The sequence below is a fragment of the Vibrio ziniensis genome (assembly GCF_011064285.1).
Lineage (GTDB): Bacteria > Pseudomonadota > Gammaproteobacteria > Enterobacterales > Vibrionaceae > Vibrio > Vibrio ziniensis.
Genome location: NZ_CP049331.1, coordinates 2,341,311 through 2,361,850, shown reverse-complemented (window position 1 = coordinate 2,361,850; position 20,540 = coordinate 2,341,311). Strand labels below are relative to the sequence as shown.

21 protein-coding genes are annotated in these 20,540 nt (G+C 43.0%); 12 read left to right on the top strand and 9 right to left on the bottom strand.

Annotated elements, in window-relative coordinates; translation table 11 throughout:
* Positions 1-50: 50 nt before the first annotated feature.
* Genes G5S32_RS10830 through lolB form a run of 3 tightly spaced genes read right to left on the bottom strand, consistent with a single transcriptional unit; the run spans position 51 to position 2,507 of the window.
* Positions 51-995: a ribose-phosphate pyrophosphokinase gene (locus G5S32_RS10830; RefSeq protein WP_165312030.1), complete on the bottom strand. Its 945-nt coding sequence runs from the start codon at positions 993-995 to the stop codon at positions 51-53.
* On the bottom strand, positions 988-1,896 hold the full coding sequence (gene ispE, locus G5S32_RS10825; protein WP_425509198.1) for a 4-(cytidine 5'-diphospho)-2-C-methyl-D-erythritol kinase: 909 nt from the start codon (positions 1,894-1,896) through the stop codon (positions 988-990). The genes G5S32_RS10830 and ispE overlap by 8 nt, the downstream gene beginning before the upstream one ends.
* Complete coding sequence (gene lolB, locus G5S32_RS10820; RefSeq protein ID WP_165312028.1) at positions 1,893-2,507, bottom strand: lipoprotein insertase outer membrane protein LolB; 615 nt, start codon at positions 2,505-2,507, stop codon at positions 1,893-1,895. Before lolB ends, ispE begins: the two co-directional genes overlap by 4 nt.
* A 160-nt stretch (positions 2,508-2,667) precedes the next feature.
* Between lolB and hemA the strand changes: the two genes are divergently transcribed.
* From hemA to ybaK, 8 genes are all read left to right on the top strand, one after another.
* Positions 2,668-3,927, top strand: coding sequence for a glutamyl-tRNA reductase (hemA, locus tag G5S32_RS10815; RefSeq protein ID WP_165312027.1), 1,260 nt, complete (start codon positions 2,668-2,670; stop codon positions 3,925-3,927).
* 29 nt (positions 3,928-3,956) lie between these two features.
* The gene (gene prfA / locus G5S32_RS10810; RefSeq protein ID WP_165312026.1) at positions 3,957-5,045 is read left to right on the top strand and encodes a peptide chain release factor 1; all 1,089 of its coding nucleotides are present in this window, start codon (positions 3,957-3,959) and stop codon (positions 5,043-5,045) included.
* A 3-nt stretch (positions 5,046-5,048) separates the two neighbouring features.
* Positions 5,049-5,912 carry a peptide chain release factor N(5)-glutamine methyltransferase gene (gene prmC / locus G5S32_RS10805; RefSeq protein ID WP_165312025.1) on the top strand — a complete coding sequence of 288 codons (864 nt, stop codon included), beginning with the start codon at positions 5,049-5,051 and terminating at the stop codon, positions 5,910-5,912.
* 47 nt (positions 5,913-5,959) lie between these two features.
* Entirely contained in the window at positions 5,960-6,343 is a 384-nt protein-coding gene (locus G5S32_RS10800) for a SirB2 family protein (RefSeq protein WP_165312024.1), read from the top strand.
* A 67-nt stretch (positions 6,344-6,410) separates the two neighbouring features.
* Positions 6,411-7,220, top strand: a complete 810-nt coding sequence (locus tag G5S32_RS10795; RefSeq protein ID WP_165312023.1) for a SirB1 family protein — start codon at positions 6,411-6,413, stop codon at positions 7,218-7,220.
* Positions 7,221-7,238: 18 nt separating this feature from the next.
* On the top strand, positions 7,239-8,090 hold the full coding sequence (kdsA, locus tag G5S32_RS10790; RefSeq protein ID WP_165312022.1) for a 3-deoxy-8-phosphooctulonate synthase: 852 nt from the start codon (positions 7,239-7,241) through the stop codon (positions 8,088-8,090).
* 358 nt (positions 8,091-8,448) lie between these two features.
* Complete coding sequence (ushA, locus tag G5S32_RS10785) at positions 8,449-10,110, top strand: bifunctional UDP-sugar hydrolase/5'-nucleotidase UshA (RefSeq protein WP_165312021.1); 1,662 nt, start codon at positions 8,449-8,451, stop codon at positions 10,108-10,110.
* A gap of 134 nt (positions 10,111-10,244) precedes the next feature.
* Entirely contained in the window at positions 10,245-10,724 is a 480-nt protein-coding gene (gene ybaK, locus G5S32_RS10780) for a Cys-tRNA(Pro) deacylase (RefSeq protein ID WP_165312020.1), read from the top strand.
* Between the two features lie 63 nt (positions 10,725-10,787).
* On the opposite strand, the gene G5S32_RS10775 is transcribed toward ybaK, so the two are convergent.
* Entirely contained in the window at positions 10,788-12,044 is a 1,257-nt protein-coding gene (locus G5S32_RS10775; protein WP_165312019.1) for a uracil-xanthine permease family protein, read from the bottom strand.
* A 218-nt stretch (positions 12,045-12,262) separates the two neighbouring features.
* Between G5S32_RS10775 and G5S32_RS10770 the strand changes: the two genes are divergently transcribed.
* A complete protein-coding gene (locus tag G5S32_RS10770; protein WP_165312018.1) occupies positions 12,263-13,462 on the top strand; it encodes a DUF2066 domain-containing protein in 1,200 nt (399 codons plus the stop codon).
* 73 nt (positions 13,463-13,535) lie between these two features.
* Here G5S32_RS10770 and G5S32_RS10765 read toward each other — a convergent pair whose 3' ends face one another.
* From G5S32_RS10765 to bepA, 4 genes are read right to left on the bottom strand one after another with little or no spacing between them, the layout of a single operon-like run.
* The gene (locus tag G5S32_RS10765; RefSeq protein ID WP_165312017.1) at positions 13,536-13,964 is read right to left on the bottom strand and encodes a DUF2069 domain-containing protein; all 429 of its coding nucleotides are present in this window, start codon (positions 13,962-13,964) and stop codon (positions 13,536-13,538) included.
* 10 nt (positions 13,965-13,974) lie between these two features.
* On the bottom strand, positions 13,975-14,550 hold the full coding sequence (gene wrbA / locus G5S32_RS10760; RefSeq protein WP_207621628.1) for an NAD(P)H:quinone oxidoreductase: 576 nt from the start codon (positions 14,548-14,550) through the stop codon (positions 13,975-13,977).
* The gene (gene arsC, locus G5S32_RS10755; RefSeq protein ID WP_165312015.1) at positions 14,550-14,900 is read right to left on the bottom strand and encodes an arsenate reductase (glutaredoxin); all 351 of its coding nucleotides are present in this window, start codon (positions 14,898-14,900) and stop codon (positions 14,550-14,552) included. The genes wrbA and arsC overlap by 1 nt, the downstream gene beginning before the upstream one ends.
* Positions 14,901-14,925: 25 nt before the next feature.
* Positions 14,926-16,383 (bottom strand): beta-barrel assembly-enhancing protease, encoded by a 1,458-nt coding sequence (gene bepA, locus G5S32_RS10750; RefSeq protein WP_425509210.1) that lies wholly within the window; start codon positions 16,381-16,383, stop codon positions 14,926-14,928.
* Between the two features lie 236 nt (positions 16,384-16,619).
* On the opposite strand from bepA, the gene G5S32_RS10745 reads away from it, so the two are divergent.
* From G5S32_RS10745 to G5S32_RS10735, 3 genes are all read left to right on the top strand, one after another.
* A complete protein-coding gene (locus G5S32_RS10745) occupies positions 16,620-16,865 on the top strand; it encodes a sulfurtransferase TusA family protein (RefSeq protein ID WP_165312014.1) in 246 nt (81 codons plus the stop codon).
* A complete protein-coding gene (locus tag G5S32_RS10740) occupies positions 16,849-17,922 on the top strand; it encodes an AI-2E family transporter (RefSeq protein ID WP_165312013.1) in 1,074 nt (357 codons plus the stop codon). The genes G5S32_RS10745 and G5S32_RS10740 overlap by 17 nt, the downstream gene beginning before the upstream one ends.
* A 192-nt stretch (positions 17,923-18,114) precedes the next feature.
* Positions 18,115-19,986 (top strand): methyl-accepting chemotaxis protein, encoded by a 1,872-nt coding sequence (locus G5S32_RS10735; RefSeq protein WP_165312012.1) that lies wholly within the window; start codon positions 18,115-18,117, stop codon positions 19,984-19,986.
* A gap of 79 nt (positions 19,987-20,065) precedes the next feature.
* On the opposite strand, the gene bcp is transcribed toward G5S32_RS10735, so the two are convergent.
* Positions 20,066-20,539 carry a thioredoxin-dependent thiol peroxidase gene (gene bcp / locus G5S32_RS10730; RefSeq protein WP_165312011.1) on the bottom strand — a complete coding sequence of 158 codons (474 nt, stop codon included), beginning with the start codon at positions 20,537-20,539 and terminating at the stop codon, positions 20,066-20,068.
* Between the last annotated feature and the right edge of the window lies 1 nt (position 20,540).

Below are 20,540 nucleotides of genomic sequence, written 5' to 3'. Positions count from 1 at the left end.
AAAGCGCCTCATCATTGATGAAGCGCCTTTTATAGCAGTTATTTCAATGTTTAGTTAAACATTGCAGAGATAGATTCTTCGTTACTAATACGACGAATTGCTTCAGCTAGCATTGTAGATAGAGTCAACTGAGTCACTTTACCTGTTGCTGCCATTTCTTTTGACAGAGTAATTGAGTCAGTGATGATTACTTGGTCAAGAACAGAGTTCTTAATGTTTTTCGCCGCGTTGCCTGAGAATACTGCGTGAGTAGCGTAAGCGAATACACGCTTAGCACCACGGTTTTTCAGAGCTTCTGCCGCTTTACATAGTGTGCCACCTGTATCGATCATATCGTCTACGATCACACAGTCACGACCTTCAACATCACCAATTAGGTTCATTACTTCAGACACGTTAGCGCGAGGACGACGCTTGTCGACGATTGCGATATCGATATCACCTAGTGCTTTCGCTGTTGCACGAGCACGTACAACGCCGCCTAGGTCAGGAGATACAACCACTGGATCTTCTAGATCACGAGCTTTCATATCTTCAAGAAGAACTGGAGTACCGAAGATGTTATCTACAGGTACATCGAAGAAGCCTTGAATCTGTTCTGCGTGGAGATCGATAGTAAGAACGCGGTCAACACCAACGTTAGAAAGAAAATCTGCAACAACTTTTGCAGTGATTGGCACACGAGCAGAACGCACACGGCGGTCTTGACGAGCATAACCAAAATAAGGAATAACAGCAGTAATACGGCCTGCTGAAGCACGACGCATAGCATCAATCATTACAACGAGTTCCATTAGGTTGTCGTTGGTTGGTTTACAAGTTGATTGGATGATAAATACGTCGCTACCACGAACATTTTCATTGATTTGTACTGCAACTTCTCCATCAGAGAAACGGGAAACAGTAGCATCTCCTAGAGAAATGTATAGACGTTCAGCAATACGTTGTGCTAGTTCGGGTGTGGCATTACCAGCAAATAGCTTCATATCAGGCACGGTGGAAACCTCGGGGTTGCGTCCAGTTTTTAATTAGATTGGGGTTGGCTGTTTGGTATGCAGCCAGTGTCTCTTTAAGCGGAGAAACATTTCGCCCTTGGGCGATAAACGCTGAGACAGTGTCAGGGAGTTGGGACAGAACACTTTTTGCCTCGTTTTCGTTCGAAAATTCAGCAAAAACGCAAGATCCTGTACCTGTCAATCTTGACGGCGCGTATTGTAGCAGCCAAGAAAGTTGCTTATCAACCTCTGGATACAGCATTCGGACAATTTTTTCGCAATCGTTTTCGTATTGAGTGTCAAGAAGAGTTAACAGTGCTCGCTTTGGCGTATTTCTGGTTAACTGTGGATGGCAGAAAATATCTTTGGTTGCGATGCTCACATTCGGACGAACGACTAAATACCATTTTTCTTCAGCTTCAACAGGTGTTAATTCTTCACCTACACCTTCGGCAAAGGCTGCAAATCCGCGAATGAAAACGGGTACATCAGCACCAAGTGCTAAGCCAATTTCAGCAAGTTCATCATCACTAAGGTTGGTTTGCCAGAGGTAGTTTAGGGCAACTAATACGGTCGCAGCGTTTGAAGAACCGCCACCAATACCTCCGCCCATAGGTAAAATTTTGTTGAGCTCAATGTCTGCACCTAACGAGCAGCCCGTTTTTTGTTGCAATGCAATGGCGGCTTTCCAAATCAGGTTGTCTTGCGTTTTTACGCCTTGAAGTTCAGGAGTAAGGACAATTTTGCCGCTTTCATTGGCGGTGATAGTGATGTCATCGCCATAGTCTAAAAACTGAAATAGCGTTTGTAACTCGTGATATCCGTTGGCACGACGCCCTGTAATGTAGAGGAATAGATTTAATTTTGCAGGAGATGGCCAAACGGTTTTGCCAAAAATCATTGGGTAAGTATCCATTTAGAGATAACAAGTTTTATAGATGTTTGTTTCTGCGTTAGCTGCATTCTATCGGGTAAAGGAATATTACCGTTTTGCCAATCGAATTCTTTATATCGAGTGTAATCGACATGCCAGTTTTGTCGACCCGACGTCTTGTCCAGTGACGCTAATGTGTTGCTTTCATTAAGCTTAAAATTGTCGGCTTTTGTAGGAAGACCGAGCACCCAGTCCTGTAGATCGTCAATAGGGATATCCAATCCGGTGAGCTGGTATATCAATATCTGGCCATTTGGGGCACTGAAATTCTGATCATCGTAAGTCTCCACTTTTGCGCCATTGGCATCCATAGAAAGGCTTAATACGGTTTGACCGAGAAAGTTGGTTAAACGAAGTTGGCTATGGTTCGGTGACTTTTGCCATTGGAAATTTAGTGATTCACGTTGTTCTGGTGAAATGTAACCGATCTTGCCGATCACTTGATAAGTTTGAATTTGTTGCAGCTTTTGTTGATGAGCTTGCCATTCGACATCAACAATCGGCTCTGGTGTAGAACTACAGCCAAACAAAGTCAGCAAAAATGCGAAGGTAAGAAGAATACGCGGTTTTATCATCATAATTGCTCGTTATTTGTGCGGCAAAGTGAGTGAAATTGGCATCACTATATCATTGATATCACGAAGTCGGGAAAACAAATCCTAGTTACTCTTTCAATCATAAGGGGCATAAAGTAAAATTCTGCCCCTAATTCATTTCTTACCAGAGAATCCTCGATAGATGTCCTTGCTTGCTATTGGTATCAATCACAATACGGCTTCGGTTGAGTTACGAGAAAAAGTGGCTTTCGGCCCAGATAAGTTGTCTGAGGCACTTGGCCAGTTGTCTGCTGACTCACACGTTAACGGAAGTGTTATTCTTTCGACGTGTAACCGTACCGAAATTTATTGTGATGTTAAATCATCAAGTAAGAACAAACTGATTGAATGGCTAACTCAGTTTCACAACGTCAGCCCAGAAGATTTGAAACCTAGCCTCTACATTCATGAAGATCAAGCGGCTATTCGACACCTGATGCGTGTCTCTTGTGGTCTGGATTCACTGATCTTGGGTGAACCGCAAATTCTTGGTCAGGTAAAGCAAGCTTACGCTGATTCTCGTAAAAACAATGCGGTGGACTCTTCGCTTGATAAATGGTTCCAGAAAGCATTCTCTGTAGCGAAACGCGTTCGGACTGAAACTGAGATTGGCGGCAGTGCTGTCTCGGTGGCATATGCCGCTTGTACATTGGCAAAACACATCTTTGAGTCTTTATCTGACGCAACAGTTCTGCTTGTTGGGGCGGGTGAGACGATAGAGCTAGTGGCTAAGCATCTGGCGAGTCATCATTGCAAACGAATTATTGTGGCAAACCGTACGCGTGAGCGCGCAATGAGTTTAGCTGAAGAGTTTAATGCAGAGGTGATTGCGTTAAATGAAATACCCGATTATCTGCATTTCGCCGATATTGTTATCAGTTCAACAGCCAGTCCTTTACCTATAATTGGTAAGGGTATGGTAGAAAGTGCACTGAAAAAGCGTCGTCATCAACCTATGCTGTTCGTGGATATCGCGGTTCCTCGTGATATCGAATCGCAAGTTGGTGATCTTAACGATGCGTATCTGTATTCGGTCGATGATTTGCAATCGATTGTGGATAGCAACATTGAACAGCGCAAAGTAGAAGCGATTCAGGCGGAAGCGATTGTAAGTGAAGAAAGTGCAGCTTTCATGAGCTGGATGCGTTCACTACAAGCGGTAGACAGTATTCGTGATTACCGAAATGCTGCTAACGATATTCGCGAAGAATTGCTGTCTAAAAGCTTACAAGCTTTAGCGGCGGGCGGAGATCCAGAAAAACTTTTGGTTGAGCTAAGCAATAAGCTCACCAACAAACTTATTCATACCCCAACACGAGCGATGCAAAGCGCTGCGGAGTTAGGTGAACCGGCAAAACTTGCCATTATCAGACAAAGCTTGGGTCTTGATGACTCACAGTAATCTGTAACTCTGAATTTAAAGAAGAAAATATGAACTCGTCGATTTTAGTGAAGCTTGAATCTCTTGTTGAACGTTATGAAGAGGTTCAACACCTGTTGGGTGACCCAACGGTTATTGGTGATCAAGATAAATTCCGTGCTCTATCAAAAGAGTACTCTCAGCTTGAAGAGATCACTAAGTGTTTCCAAGCCTATCAGCAAGCTCAAGATGACCTAGCTGCCGCTGAAGAGATGACCAAAGAAGATGACGCAGAAATGCGTGAAATGGCTCAGGAAGAGATGAAAGAAGCGAAAGCGGCAATCGAACGTTTAACTGACGAGCTGCAAATTCTTCTACTTCCAAAAGATCCAAACGACGACCGTAACTGCTTCCTTGAAATTCGTGCAGGTGCAGGTGGTGACGAAGCCGGTATCTTCGCTGGTGACTTGTTCCGCATGTACAGCCGTTTTGCAGAGAAGAAAGGCTGGCGCATTGAAGTGATGTCTTCAAATGAAGCAGAACACGGCGGTTACAAAGAGATGATCGCGAAAGTGAGCGGCGATGGCGCATACGGCGTACTGAAATTTGAATCAGGTGGTCACCGTGTGCAACGTGTTCCTGCAACGGAATCACAAGGCCGTGTTCATACTTCGGCATGTACTGTTGCGGTAATGGCTGAAGTACCAGAAGCGGAAATCCCAGAAATTAAAGCAAGCGATCTGAAGATCGATACTTTCCGCTCTTCAGGCGCGGGTGGTCAGCACGTTAACACCACGGATTCCGCAATCCGTATTACTCACTTACCAACAGGTACAGTAGTAGAGTGTCAGGACGAACGTTCACAACATAAGAACAAAGCAAAGGCAATGGCAGTACTTGCTGCGCGTATTGCTCAGGCTGAGTTGGCTAAACGTGCGGCGGAAGTGTCAGATACGCGTCGTAACCTATTAGGTTCTGGTGACCGTAGTGACCGTATCCGTACTTACAACTATCCACAAGGCCGTGTATCTGATCACCGCATCAACTTAACAGTTTACCGTCTAAGTGAAGTGATGGAAGGTGATCTACAAGCCTTGGTCGATCCTGTACTACAAGAGCATCAGGCAGACCAGTTAGCTGCACTTGCAGAGCAAAACTAATCAATGTTGCTAACCGTTGAGGCCGCTTTAAAAGCGGCAACAGAGCAATTTATCGAGAGCGGCAGTGATTCGCCGTCTCTTGATGCCAATGTGCTACTTTGCCATGTATTAGACAAGCCTCGTTCCTACCTCCTGACGTGGCCAGATAAAACTCTCCAATCCGAGCAACAAAACCAGTTTGACGCGTTAATTGAGCGCCGAAAATCCGGCGAACCTGTTGCTTATATCATTGGCGAGCGTGAGTTTTGGTCACTGCCGTTAAAAGTATCTCCTTCCACTTTGATTCCAAGACCGGATACCGAAAGGCTGGTGGAACTTGCGTTAGACAAAGCTCAGCTTATCGACGGAGACATTTTGGATTTAGGCACGGGCACAGGGGCGATTGCTCTCGCTCTGGCATCAGAGCTCCCACAACGTAACGTATTTGGGATTGATCTGCGTGAAGAAGCTTGGCAGCTTGCAACAGAAAATGCCGAGCGTTTGGGGATTGCCAATGTTTCATTTTGGAACGGCAGTTGGTTTACTCCCGTACCCGTGGGAACAAAGTTTGCTTTAGTTGTTTCAAATCCGCCGTATATTGAAGAAAACGATCCGCATCTATCAGTTGGTGATGTTCGCTTTGAACCTAAGAGTGCGTTGGTTGCATCCGATAATGGTTTGGCAGACATAAAAACCATCAGTGACAATGCCCGTGATTATTTGTTAAACGATGGCTGGCTACTGTTTGAACATGGTTATGACCAAGGTTCAGCAGTGAGAGAGATTTTGCAGGGTTTCGGCTATAGCAATGTTGAAACACAAAAGGATTATGCTGGTAATGATCGTGTTACCTTAGGCCAATATCGAATAAAAGCTAATATCGAATAAAAAACGATATCAAATAAAAAGTCATATCAGGCGTAAAGAGGATAAAGATGTACGAAGGTTTAAAACATTTCCACATGCTGACCATTGCGATCAGCGCTCTATTGCTTTCAGTTCGTTATGTGTTGTTAATGATGAACTCCAAGCATCTACAGAATAAGTTTCTGAAAATTACGCCTCACGTTGTTGATACCTTCTTACTGCTATCAGGTATTGGTTTAATCTTTATCACTGGCTTTATTCCATTTACTGCCGCCGCTCCGTGGATGACTGAAAAGCTCACTTGTGTTCTGGCTTATATTGCACTGGGTTTCTTCACCCTGAAATTGGCACGTAACAACTTACTTCGTACATTTGCCTTTTTCGGTGCACTAGGCTGGCTGGGAATGGCGGGCAAAGTAGCCGTGACTAAAATGCCAGTGTTTTTTGGCTAGAAGAAAAGCCGAACAATAGAAAAAGCTCAATTAGAATAATCACTGTTAGCGAAGAAAGAGTAGTTAAATGCTTGACTTATTTGATGAAGATTTTGATGAGATGGAGCTGGTTGAGGGGGCATTAATCCTCAATAAAGCCATCGATCCAGAAACTCAAGTAGAATGGGCTGAGCAAGAGTTAAGCCGTCTACTGAACGAAGCAGAAGTAACACTAGCGGATAAGACCGAAGGAAAAGAGCGCTTTGAAGCATTCTTACACTTGTTCTATAAAGAATGGGGATTTATTGGTGATCGCGAAGCGTATTACGATTCTAATAATGCCTTTATCGACAAGGTATTAGAACGCCGTAGAGGCGTGCCAGTGAGTTTAGGGGCTTTGCTTCTATACTTCGGTCGCAAACTCGGTTTTCCTTTGCAAGGTATTACGTTTCCAACACAGTTTTTATTGCAAGTGAATTGGCCAGATGAAACCAACCAATATTTGAATCCGTTTTCGGGTGAGTATGTTTCAAACCATACTTTACAAGCTTGGTTGATCGGAATGAAAGGCCCTCTGGCAAAACTCAAAGCGGAAGACCTTAAAGTTACCGACCACCCTACGATTATCGGTCGTTGGCTTGCTTTGTTGAAAAGTGCCTTATTACGCGAAGAAAGCTACACTCTGGCACTGAGATGCACGGATTTAGCCCTGACTTTTGTTCCGGATGATCCGTACGAAATCCGCGATAGAGGCTATATTTATCAGCAATTAGATTGTCATCAGGTGGCAATGTCTGATTATCAGTTCTTTATTGATAATTGCCCTGACGATCCAGCAGCAGAATTATTAAAAACTCAAATGCATGCACTCAGTCATAGTACTGTGACCTTGCATTAATTATTGAAGAGATAAAACATGGACCAAAAAATCGTTCACGTTGGCGATATTCCTGTCGCAAACGACAAACCGTTCACCTTGTTTGCAGGCATGAATGTGCTGGAATCTCGCGATTTGGCAATGCAAATCTGTGAGCACTATGTAAAAGTGACGGACAAGCTTGGTATTCCGTATGTGTTTAAAGCGTCGTTTGATAAAGCAAACCGTAGCTCAGTTCACTCATACCGTGGTCCTGGTCTTGAAGAAGGCATGAAAATTTTCCAAGAGCTGAAAGATACTTTTGGCGTGAAAATTATCACTGACGTACACACAGAAGCTCAAGCACAGCCTGTTGCTGATGTGGTAGACGTTATCCAACTTCCAGCGTTCCTTGCTCGTCAAACTGACCTAGTTGAAGCCATGGCAAAAACGGGTGCTGTTATCAACGTGAAGAAACCTCAATTCATGAGCCCAGGTCAAGTAGGAAACATCGTTGAGAAGTTCGCTGAGTGTGGCAACGAAAAAATTATTCTATGTGAACGTGGTTCTTGCCACGGTTATGACAACCTAGTAGTTGATATGCTTGGTTTTGGCGTAATGAAGAAAGCCTCAAACGGTAGTCCGATTATCTTTGATGTGACTCACTCACTGCAAATGCGCGATCCTTCCGGTTCAGCTTCTGGTGGTCGTCGTGAACAAACCGTAGAGCTTGCGAAAGCAGGTTTAGCGACTGGTATTGCCGGTCTGTTTATTGAAGCGCATCCAAACCCAGAAAAAGCACGTTGCGATGGTCCTTCAGCACTTCCACTAGACAAGCTTGAGCCTTTCTTGGCACAGATGAAAGCTCTCGATGATTTAGTAAAGAGTTTTGAGAACATCGACATTCGCTAATTGAATGAATTTATAAGTAAAAAGCCACCGAAAGGTGGTTTTTTTGTCTCTGTCTGAGCGTAATGAATTCGTTGAGCAAACGATTTCATTCACAATTTCATCTTACTAATGCAATAAAAAGTAAAAAAAAGGCTTCAATAAACTAGTTTTACTATTTAGCCAACTAAGTGACTCAATTTTTTGGCGTTTCTATTGTGATCTAGTATACATTAATATGAAATAACTCTGTCACTTAGGTGAACTTATTTTAAGGTTAGATCTATTTTTAAGGGTGGATCTCCAGTTAAGTCATTAATAACGGATTAATCTAGACCTAGAAAATACGATTAGTGAATTTCATCAGCTCAAAGGTATGACAATGAAACAAAGCTTTATTCTTAAAACGGTTTTAAGTACCGCTATTTTGGCGTCACTGGCAGGCTGTGCTACACAACCTCCCCACGACTGGCAAGCAGATAAAACGTATAAACTGACGATTCTTCACACCAATGATCACCACGGTCGTTTCTGGCAAAATAAATACGGTGAATACGGTATGGCTGCGCGTAAGACGTTGATCGACGATATTCGCGCTCAAGTTGAAGCTGAAGGTGGCAGCCTGTTACTGCTTTCAGGCGGTGACATTAATACTGGTGTTCCTGAGTCAGATCTACAGGATGCTGAGCCAGATTTCAAAGGGATGACAAAGATTGGTTACGATGCAATGGCATTAGGTAACCACGAGTTTGATAACCCACTAGAAGTTCTGTTTAAACAGCGTGAGTGGGCTGAGTTCCCGATGCTATCAGCAAACATTTATGACAAGGCTACTGGCAAGCGTCTGTTCCAGCCTTATCAAATGTTTGATAAACAAGGTATTAAAATCGCAGTTATCGGTTTAACAACGGAAGATACCGCGAAAATTGGTAACCCAGAATATATCGGCGGTATTGATTTCCGCGATCCTAAGGAAGAAGCGAAGAAAGTCATCGCTGAGCTGAAAGAAACTGAACATCCAGACCTCATCATTGCTGTTACTCACATGGGGCACTATCAAAACGGTGAATATGGTATCAACGCACCGGGTGACGTAGCTCTAGCTCGCTACTTGAATGAAGGCGATTTAGATATGATCGTCGGTGGTCATTCTCAAGAGCCTGTGTGTATGGAAGGCCCTAATGTGGTGAAGAAGAATTTCGCACCGGGTGACGAGTGTAAGCCAGACATGCAGAATGGTACTTACATTGTTCAAGCCTTTGAATGGGGTAAATACGTTGGTCGAGCTGATTACGAATTCCGTAACGGTGAGCTAAGCATGGTTAGCTACAACCTAATTCCTGTGAACCTTAAGAAGAAAGTGAAGGTTGATGGCGAAAGTAAGATGGTGATTGCAACCACTGAGATTCCAGAAAACCAAGAAATGTTGGAATTTTTACGTCCTTATCAAGAAAAAGGACAAGCGCAGCTTGGTATTAAAGTTGCCGAGTCTAATGGTAAATTGGAAGGTGACCGTAATGTTGTCCGCTTCCAACAAACTAACCTAGGTCGTTTGATCGCTACAGCTCATATGCAACGAGCTAAAGCAGACTTCGCTATCATGAACTCTGGCGGTGTACGTGATTCTATCGCAGCTGGTGACATCACGTACAAAGATGTACTGAAAGTACAACCTTTCGCCAATATCCTTACTTATATCGATATGACTGGTCAGGAAGTACTTGATTACCTCAATGTAGTTGCGACTAAGCCTGTCGATTCAGGTGCTTATGCACAATTTGCGGGTATTTCAATGCAAGTGGAAGAGGGGAAAGTATCAAACGTTTATATTGGTGGTAAACAATTGCGTTTAGATAATACCTACCGCTTTACTGTTCCAAGTTTTAATGCCGCTGGTGGTGATGGTTATCCTAAGATTACAGACCGTAAAGGTTTCGTAAACACAGGTTTTGTTGATGCTGAAGTTCTAAAAGACTTTTTACAAGCAAACAGCCCAATTGATGTAAACCAATATGCGCCGTCAGGTGAGATTGTTTATAAATAATCAATAAGTTGATTCATTAGCTACGGAATAAGCGGTGTGAAAACACCGCTTATTTTTTTGTTAATGTAAATGGCAACGATAAGAGATAAGCTATTCCACGTGAGTAAGAAGGTTAGAGGCGGTAAGGAATAATAATGACTCCAGCGATTCAGTTAGCGAAGAAGAAGAAAGTAGTTCATATCATTCATCAATACGAACATGATCCGAACAATGCTAGCTATGGTTTAGAAGCGGCAGAAGCATTAGGTCAGGATCCGAAAACAGTTTTTAAAACACTACTATTTTGTTTGAACGGTGAAGAGAAGAATCTTGCTGTTGCTATTATCCCTGTAAATCAAAAATTGAATCTAAAAATGGCAGCGAAAGCGGCAAAGGCAAAAAAAGCTGATATGGCAAACCCTGATATTGCACAGAAGACAACTGGCTATGTGGTGGGTGGTATTAGCCCTTTAGGGCAAAAGAAAGCGCTGCCGACATTTATTCATAACAGTGCCACTGAGCTACCGACCATGTGCGTGAGTGCAGGTAAAAGAGGTCTAGAAATCGAACTCGCACCGCAAGACCTGGCGACACTGACTCGAGCTCAATTCGTCGATTTGTGCCTTGAAGCATAAATAGGATTCGAAATAAAAACGGCCTCTGATGAGGCCGTTTTATTAGATATGAAGAGTTCTCTATTAAGAATTTTGCGCTTCTTCTTCCATTTGAGCGTTGTCCACGATGTGGTTTTCACCCAAATCTTTTGGTAGCAGAAGGTTCAATAGGATAGCAACGATACCACACAAGCTTACTCCTTGTAGGCTGAAATCGCCCACGCCGAAAGCCATGCCGCCGATACCAAATACCAATGTTACTGCCACAATCACTAGGTTACGTGACTTGTGTAGATCAACATGGTTCTTGATTAACGTGTTTAGACCTACGGTAGCGATAGAACCAAACAGAAGAATCATGATGCCGCCCATTACTGGTACAGGGATTGTTTGTAGCAGAGCACCTAGCTTACCAACAAGAGCAAGAACGATAGCTGTAATCGCTGCCCAAGTCATGATCACTGGGTTAAATGCTTTTGTAAGCATTACGGCACCTGTTACTTCTGAGTATGTAGTATTTGGTGGCGCACCCAGGAAAGCCGCAAGCATAGTTGCCGCTCCGTCACCCGCGATAGTGCGGTGAAGACCCGGTTTCTTGATGTAGTCTTTGCCAGTTACGTTAGAAATCGCCAACATGTCACCCACGTGCTCAACTGCAGGAGCAATCGCAACAGGGATCATGAACAGAATGGCGTTGATGTTGAACTCTGGGAAAGTGAAGTTAGGCATCGCTAGCCAAGACGCTTCACGTACAGGAGTGAAGTCTACAACGCCAAAGAATAGAGACAGAGCGTAACCCGCAATAATACCGCACACGATAGGGATTAGCTTGAAGTAGCCTTTTGCAAATACGCTTGCAACGATAGTCACAAGTAGTGATACACAAGAAATCCAAAGTGAAGCGTCGCCATCAACTAATTGGAAAGCACCATCGCCACTTTTACCTAAGGCCATATTCACAGCAGCAGGCGCTAGACCTAGGCCGATAACCATGATTACTGGACCAACGACAACTGGTGGAAGAATTTTATGAATAAACTCTACACCACGAATCTTAATGAAGCCGCCAAGAACAATATAAACTGCACCAGCTGCCACTAAGCCACCCATAGTTGCAGCAACACCCCATGTTTGAACACCAAACATAATAGGAGCAATAAAGGCAAAAGAAGAAGCAAGGAAGATAGGAACAGAACGACGGGTAATAAGTTGGAAGAGTAATGTGCCGGCACCAGCACCGAATAAAGCAACGTTAGGGTCGAGTCCTGTCAGGAGAGGAACTAGCACTAACGCCCCAAATGCAACGAAGAGCATCTGAGTGCCTAAAATGGCATTTTTCATGGTATTTTCCCTGTAGCTAAACAAAATTCGCGGGATTCTATCACTTTTGCAAACGATTGCCATTTAAACTAGATCAATTTTTGTTGCTTTTGTCATCGATTAGAGTAAGCAAAATCCATTTTTTGCAAACTTTTATTCACTGCTGAGAGGCCTCGTCTTGCCCGATAAACAATAGTTGCTTATCATCGACTTTAAGAAACTTAGAACGTAGGAACAATATGCGCTATTTAGCTTTTTTGCTGATGGGATTAATATCAATCCCAGCTTCTGCACTCACCACTGTTAATTTGTACAAAACAGAAGTCGTTATTGATCAAACACAAGTTGATGCAGATGCCAAAGCTCGAGCACTAGGTATGCAAAATGTTATTGTTCGTGCTACGGGCGATAAAAACGCTGCAGATAACGAAGTCATTCAAAAAGCGCTGAGTAAATATAACCAATACCTGAATCAGTTTAGTTACGGTCAGAACAATGATGTTTCTACGATTTCAATGCAATTTAGTGCACCACAAATTCGTTCGTTGATTACTCAAGCTCAATTACCCTTCTGGCTAGAAAATCGCGCCAACATTCTCGTGTGGTTGGTTGAAGAGACTGCTTACGAACGAACAATTAGCTGGGAACATTCTGATTCAAAAGTCTTACATCAACTAAAAGCAGAGTCATTGGTGCGTGGCTTGCCTATTACCGTTCCTGTTGGTGACTTCGATGATATTACTGGGTTGGAAATCTCCGATCTTTGGGGTGGATTCATTAAACCGATTAGTTTAGCGAGTAGCCGTTATCCGACTGATGCCGTATTAGTGGTAAAAGCACAAGGTGATGACTTACGTTGGACTCTGTATGATCAAAATGCTTACAATATGCTTCAATCGCAGAAAGCTCCAATGACTGGCAGTGCATCTGGCAGTGCAGCCGCGACAGACATGATTGATAAAATTAGTGACTATTACGCGAACAAGAATTCGGTTTTGGTTGGTTCAGAATCTTCTCAAACTGTATTAGCAGCGTTTGAGTCAATTAAAAACGCTAATGATTTCTTCTCGTTAGAAAAACGGTTGAAAGCCTTAAGTTCAGTAGCTTCGCTCGACATCATAAAAATCCAAGGCCAAGAAGTGATTTTTAATGTTCATCTGTTAGCCACTGAAGAGGATTTTGAGCAAGAAGTGTTGCGAATTGCTCAGGTACAAAAAGCAAAAATTCAAGAAGTTCCACAGCCAACAGTTCAAACACCAATGCTTCAAGCATCGACAGTTGAACAAGCTACATCAGTGTCCGAATCTCAAGCCCCATCTGTGGGAACCACAGAACCTGCTGGCGTGAACTCGGTAGTGGTTAGTGACCTGTCTCAGCAAGGTGCAGTTACTGAGCCAGTACCTGTCGTGAAAACACTGCGTTTTACTTGGTTAGATTAATCACAATCGCTGAATGCTAAAAAAGGCCCCCCCAAGATTAGGGGCCTTTTTAATTGATTCATTGGATGATTTTTTATTCTTGGCCGAATCTTTGTTTCTCTTGTTTTTCAACCACTGATAGCTTAGTCAATTTCAGACCTAGCTCTTTTCCGCGATGTCTTGCGTAGAAAATGTTACCCATAAATGCCGAGAATGTAAGTAGCAGTTCTACTGTTGCAAGCCAGCGTTCTCCATCGTCAACATACAAAATGGTGAAAGCGTGCAGAAAATAAAGCATTAGAATAAAGTTTGCCCAAGCATGGGTGTACGGTTTACCTGCCAATATTCCTGGTAGTGGTAACAAAAGTGGAATCAGCCATGCGACCGTCAACGCCAGTGGGTTAAGGTGTGGATGTGGTGATAAATCCAGTTGCCATAAAGCAATCCAAGCAATCAAAGCTAGGTTACTCGTCAGTGCTAACCTACGAAATTGTTTTGTTTTTGAGGTCATTTCAACGCTCATGTAACTTCCTTTAATTTGAAACGTTTTTTAACTGCCGCGCCATTTTTGCGAGACGCTTGCCGAGTTGACGAGCAAGTTCGCTTTCATCCTCAGAGAGTTTGCTGTTCATTTGCGAGACATGGCTAGCACCATAGGGAGTACCGCCAGTTTCTGACGTATGCAGTTTAGGTTCAGAATAGGGTATGCCCATAACCACCATTCCATGATGAAGCAGAGGTAGCATCATGGTTTGTTGAGTGGTTTCTTGTCCACCATGTAGTGTGGACGAAGACGTAAACACACAAGCGGGTTTATCTATCAAATCGCCATTTAGCCACAATGGGGTTGTTTGATCCCAAAAGTGTTTTAAAGGCGCCGCCATGTTGCCAAACCATGCAGGGCTACCTAAAGCTAAGCCGTCACAGTTCTTTAATTCATCAATAGTGATGAATGGATCATCAGCATTGTTACCACTGCTGTTGATTTCTGGGACTGTTCTCAACATCGCTTCACAATCTGGGATACTGTTAACCCCTCTTGCTATTTGCCTTGCTAATGACAGAGTACTTCCGTGTCGGCTGTAATAGAGTACAACCACTGTTGTCATCATAGGATTTCTAAAACTTGTTCAGGTGGACGTCCCAAGCGTGCTTTACCATTTGCAACGACGATTGGGCGTTCAATCAATTTTGGATTGGCAACCATCGCCGCAAACAGATCCTCCTCAGAAACATTTGCGTCACCTAAACCAAGCTCTTTATAGATGTCTTCTTTGGTTCGCATCATGTCACGGACGCTAGCTACATCCAATTGTGCGTACAGTGTTTTTAATAGCTCAATACTTAATGGTGCTTCAAGATATTTGACTACTTCTGGCTGGACACGATTCTCTTCCAGCAGAGCTAATGTTTCGCGACTTTTTGAGCATTTAGGGTTGTGATAAATCACGACAGACATAGTTTTTCCTTACTTTCTCTATTTATTATTGGAGCGATAAGAATCGTTCTCTTTGGATCATTAACTGGTCGATACGAGCGTCATATCTCGCTTGTTCTAAACTGCCCAATTTGACGAGCTGACCTGCTTGAGTATAAAGCTGAATTGCTTTGTTCCAGTTAGCTCTTAAAGCTGAGACTTCAGCTTGAGCCGCTAAATCTTCAGCTTGATTACCATTTCGATTGTTGGCTTCGGAAAGCAGGCTCCAACCGTTAGTATCGTTTGGGTTATCATGAGTATAGCGTTGAAGTACGCGAATCGATTCGCTAAATTTTTGCTGTTTTAGCAATACGTTAGCGTAATTTAACGTTAGTACCGCGTTATTAGGAGTTTGTTTTAACGCTGTTTCTAGCAAGGTTTGCGCATTATCAGCTCGTTTCGTTTCAAGGTAGAGATCTACCATCGCATCAAGGTAGAAACGATTGTTTTCATCTAATTTTAATAGTTTGCTCAGTAACGACTCGGATTTGTCGTACTGTTTCGAGTCAAGATACACCAATGCTTTACCATATTCGAATGAGGCATCTAGCGTTGGTATAGTGTTCTTTTGTTGTGCTCTCGTAAACCAATCCAAAGCGGCTTCATTGTCGATGTCTGCATAGCGTGCCACTATGCGAGCACGTGTTAGGTGGTAATCAAGATCCGGCTGAACTTTTACGACAGGATAACTTTGCGCACGCTCACGACTGTCAGTGATGCGATCTTCTGGTAATGGGTGAGTTAACAGCATTGGTGGAGGTGTGCTTGCGTAGCGATATTCATCTGCTAAGCGACCAAAGAATCTCGGCATTGCTCTTACATCAAACCCCGCTTTTGCCAGCGTTGAAATACCAAAACGGTCAGCTTCTTTTTCGTTACTGCGGGTATAGTTAATTTGGCTTTGCATACTTCCAGCTGTGGTTGCCGTAATGGCAGCAATACCAGCTTCCGGTGCGGCAATAGCGAGCAATAGTGAACCGGCTAATGCTGCCATCGTCGCAGGAGTACGTCGGGCTTGATCTTCCATACTACGCGCAAGGTGGCGCTGGGTTACGTGCGCAATTTCGTGAGCAATAACTGAAGCCAGTTCGCTTTCTGATTGAGCGTGAAGAAACAACCCAGAATGCAGAGCCACATATCCACCAAAAAATGCAAATGCGTTGATATTGCGGTCTCGGATCATAAAGAAAGTAAATGGTGTTTTTACGTCGTCCGCATTCGCAACTAATTTGTGACCAAGTGTGTCAATGTATTCGTTAATAACGGGATCATTCACGATCGGTTTGCTGCTTCTCAGCATACGCATATAAGCATCACCGTAGATCAATTCTTGGTCTATGGTCAGAGTGGAACCCGCAACGGTACCGATGTCCGGAAGTTCTATATTATTGGCATAAGATAGCGAAGGCGCACATAAGGCCGTTGATATACATAGACAAACGAATGAACGAGTACGTTTTAACATCATGTTTTTTCTTGTTACTCCAGTATCATTATCCATTAGGACATTGTCAGCTTGAAATGGTTTCTTAATCTTTGCTTTAAGTCGGTATTGCTCCAGCATCGTTGGCAACTCATTATTCAGCAAACCGTTTGAATCCTATCTAGGTCTTAGTGACCCTACAACTTCGGATATTAAGAGTGGCGCATAGTAGAAAAGCCGATACAATAACTGCCATATATTAAGGATTGAGCCGAAGAATGGAACCGAATATTCTCGATTTACGTCAACAGCGATGTCCAATGGCATTATTACTGGCTAAACGTCACACAGCCCAGCTCAAAGTAGGTGATATGGTCACCATTCTGATAAGTGATTCAAGTTCATTCAAGGATATAGAAAGCTTTCTGCTGAAGCAGGATTATTTGTGCCAAAGCGTTAAATGTGATGGTTATAACTCACTCACAGTTGTAAAGGAGACATCGTTACATGTTCGAAATGGTTAGTCGTTGGTATCAACGACGCTTCTCTGACCCGCATGCCGTAAGTTTGGTCGCCATTCTTTTCTTCGGTTTTATCATCATCTACTTTTTCGGACATCTCATTGCGCCTTTGTTGGTGGCTATTGTTTTAGCTTATCTGCTTGAGTGGCCTGTGTCGCAACTTTGTCGCTGGAGAGTGCCACGAACCTTAGCGGTTATTTTCGTTATTTTACTCTTCGTTGGCGTTATGTTGTTGTCAGTGTTTGGCTTGGTTCCGACTATCTGGCAACAGGTGGCTAACTTAGTGGCAGATATTCCTAAGATGTACAACGGATTACAGAAGCTCATTGCCACTATTCCCGAACGCTTTCCTGAACTAGCGAATTTGCAAATCGTTGAATCGATAATGAATAACGCTAAAGATAAAGCAATAGGAATGGGAGAATCTTTGGTGAAGGGTTCGCTAGCTTCTTTAGTGAGCTTAGCGACTTTAGGTGTTTACCTCATTCTGGTTCCTCTTTTGGTGTTTTTCTTACTCAAAGATAAGCGTGAAATGCTAAAGATGGCGAGTGGAATCATGCCACGTAACCGTAATCTGGCGAATAAAGTTTGGGTGGAAATGAATCAACAAATCTCAAATTACATTCGCGGTAAAGTATTAGAGATTATTATTGTTGGTAGCGTGAGTTATGTGACGTTTGCAGTGTTGGATTTACGTTACTCAGTACTGTTGTCTGTTGCTGTTGGTTTTTCTGTATTGATTCCATACATAGGTGCAGCAGCGGTTACCGTACCTGTAGCGATTGTGGGTTTATTCCAGTGGGAGCTAACTTCTCAGTTCTACTATCTACTTATCGCGTATGCCATTATTCAGGCGCTTGATGGTAATGTGTTAGTGCCTATTTTGTTTTCTGAGGCCGTGAATCTCCATCCGGTTGCCATCATAGTTGCCGTTCTTGTGTTTGGTGGTTTATGGGGATTTTGGGGAGTATTTTTTGCAATTCCTCTAGCGACGCTGGTAAAAGCTGTTTGGAACGCACTTCCTAGCAATGAAGAGCACCCCCCAACGCAAATAGAATAACCGATTTAATGGTCGCAAAATTACTAAGCCCAAGAGTTTAATATTTTTGGGCTTTTTTGTTATTTGTGATTAGTATTAAATATGCGTCAGTTGCAATACATAAAACTAATAAAGATATTGCTTAAGTTCTCATTTTTCCTGTCGATAAAGTGATGAACATAACAAAAACCACAAGTGTGCAATGAGGGACGTATGAGATTTAGTCAAAAGATCGTGGCTGCATCATCGGTATTGTTGCTGGTGACAGCATCTTTGCTATCTATTCAGCAAGTAAGCACTGTTCGAAAGGAAGTGTCGAATTTAATTGGTGGTAGTTTAAAGGGAATAGCCGAAGGGGTTGCAGATACTGTAGCCGCCGAGATGGAGAGTAAAAAAGCATTAGCTCAATCCACGACTGATATTCTTCAGTTAGATCCAGAAAATCGTGACTACGTGAAAAACGTTCTGGAAACCCAAAAACTCAAAAGCAGCTTTCTAGCTGTTGGCTTTGGCTATGACAGCGATGGTAAAGTCGTCGAGAATGATGATGGCTGGGAGCCGGATAGTAGTTATGATCCACGTAAACGTCCTTGGTATGTCGATGCCAAAAGAGATGGCAAGTTAACCGTTACTGAGCCATACGTAGATGTTTCTACTAAACAGACGATCATTTCTATTGCCACCCCTGTTCACAACAGCGGTAAGTTTACTGGTGCAATGTTCTATGACATGAGACTAAATAAACTCGCTGATATGGTAAATAAGATCAACCTATTTAATGCTGGTGAGATGTTCATTATTACCTCTGATGGTATGACTATTGCTCACCCTAACGCAGAACATAACGGCAAAAATATTTCCACTTATTTACCTAAGATAGAGATTAAGCAAGGCGCTCAACATGTTGATATTGATGGACATGATTTCTTAGTCGGATTGACTTATATGCCAACCGAGCATTGGTATGTTGGTGCTTTGATCGATACTGATAAAGCGTTTTCATCAGTAGCTAAATTAAGAAATAGTGCGATTATCTACACCATTGTTGGCGTGGTATTAAGTATCATTATTTTAACTATATTGATTAAAGTTTTGATGCGCCCATTGAACACTCTTAACCATGCCATCAAAGATGTGGCTTCTGGACAAGGGGATTTAACCAAGCGTCTGAGCACTAATACAGACAAAGAATTCGCTGAGTTAGCCGCAGATTTCAACACCTTCACCGAAACGCTACAAAACCAAATCAAGCAATCAAAAGCGATTGGTGAAGAAATCAAACGCGGTGCAGAACAGACCATGAGTAGTGTCCATTCATCGTCTGAAGCGATGCGTTCACAGCTTCAGGAGCTTGAACAACTAGCAACAGCGATGAACGAAATGGCAGCAACTGCGATGGAAGTTGCCAATAATGCTCAAGGTGCTGCTTCTGCTGCGAAAGATGCGGACGATGCTACTCAGGAAGGTTCCAAAGTTGTTGGAGATACAACTTCATCTATCGATATGCTTTCTGCACGAATCGAGCAGGCAGTAGAAGAAGTTCAGGGGCTAGAGTCTGCAACAGCAAACATTGAAACAATTCTTAAAGTTATTAATGACATTGCAGATCAAACGAACTTACTAGCATTAAACGCTGCGATTGAAGCCGCGCGCGCAGGTGATTCTGGTCGAGGCTTTGCTGTGGTAGCCGATGAGGTTCGCACGTTGGCGCAACGTACACAGCAATCAACCACTGAAATCCGTAGCATGATTGAGCAACTTCAAGCTGGGGCTAACTCTGTGTCTGTTGCCATGCATGAGAGCAAAGCAACGGCAATAGAAGCTGTCAGCAAAGCGCAATTAGCTGATGCTGCATTGCAGAAAATACATGGTGCGATTCAGCATATTAGTGATATGAACATGCAGATAGCTTCCGCAGCTGAAGAGCAAAGCCTTGTTGCTGAGGAAATTAATAACAACACCGTGAAGATTAAGGACTTGTCGACTCAAGTTTCTCAATCCGCTGAAGAGGCCAATATTGCAATGCAAGTTCAAACGGAGAACGTGCGTGAGCAGGATGCTATTCTTGGTAAGTTTATTGTTTAAACTACCTAGCCGTTTCCAACAAAAAGGTCAGCATTTTGCTGACCTTTGTTTTTTGTTCAATGTTTTTTAAACAGTATCATTAAGCCTGTTTATCTTTTAAATAGTTAAGTACTACTTCGTGGTGATCTTTGGTTTTAAACTTATCAAAGACGTGTTCAATCATGCCATTTTCATCAATCAGAAAGCTGATGCGGTGCAAGCCATCATATACTTTGCCCATGAATTTTTTGGTTCCCCAAACACCAAATTGTTCTGCTACTTGGTGATCTTCGTCTGAAAGTAAGGAGAAGTTTAGGTTATCACGAGCGATGAACTTACCTAAACGAGTGACAGGATCGATACTGACACCGAGTACGATTACATTCAGTGCCTCAAGTTCAGCTTTTACATCGCGCATACCTTGAGCCTGAACAGTACAGCCAGGTGTCATTGCTTTTGGGTAAAAATAAAACAGGACTTTTTTGCCAGCAAAATCAGATAGAGTAACTTGGTTGCCATCTTGGTCTAAAAGTGAAAACGCTGGAGCTGGAGAACCCGCTTTTAAAGTGTTCATT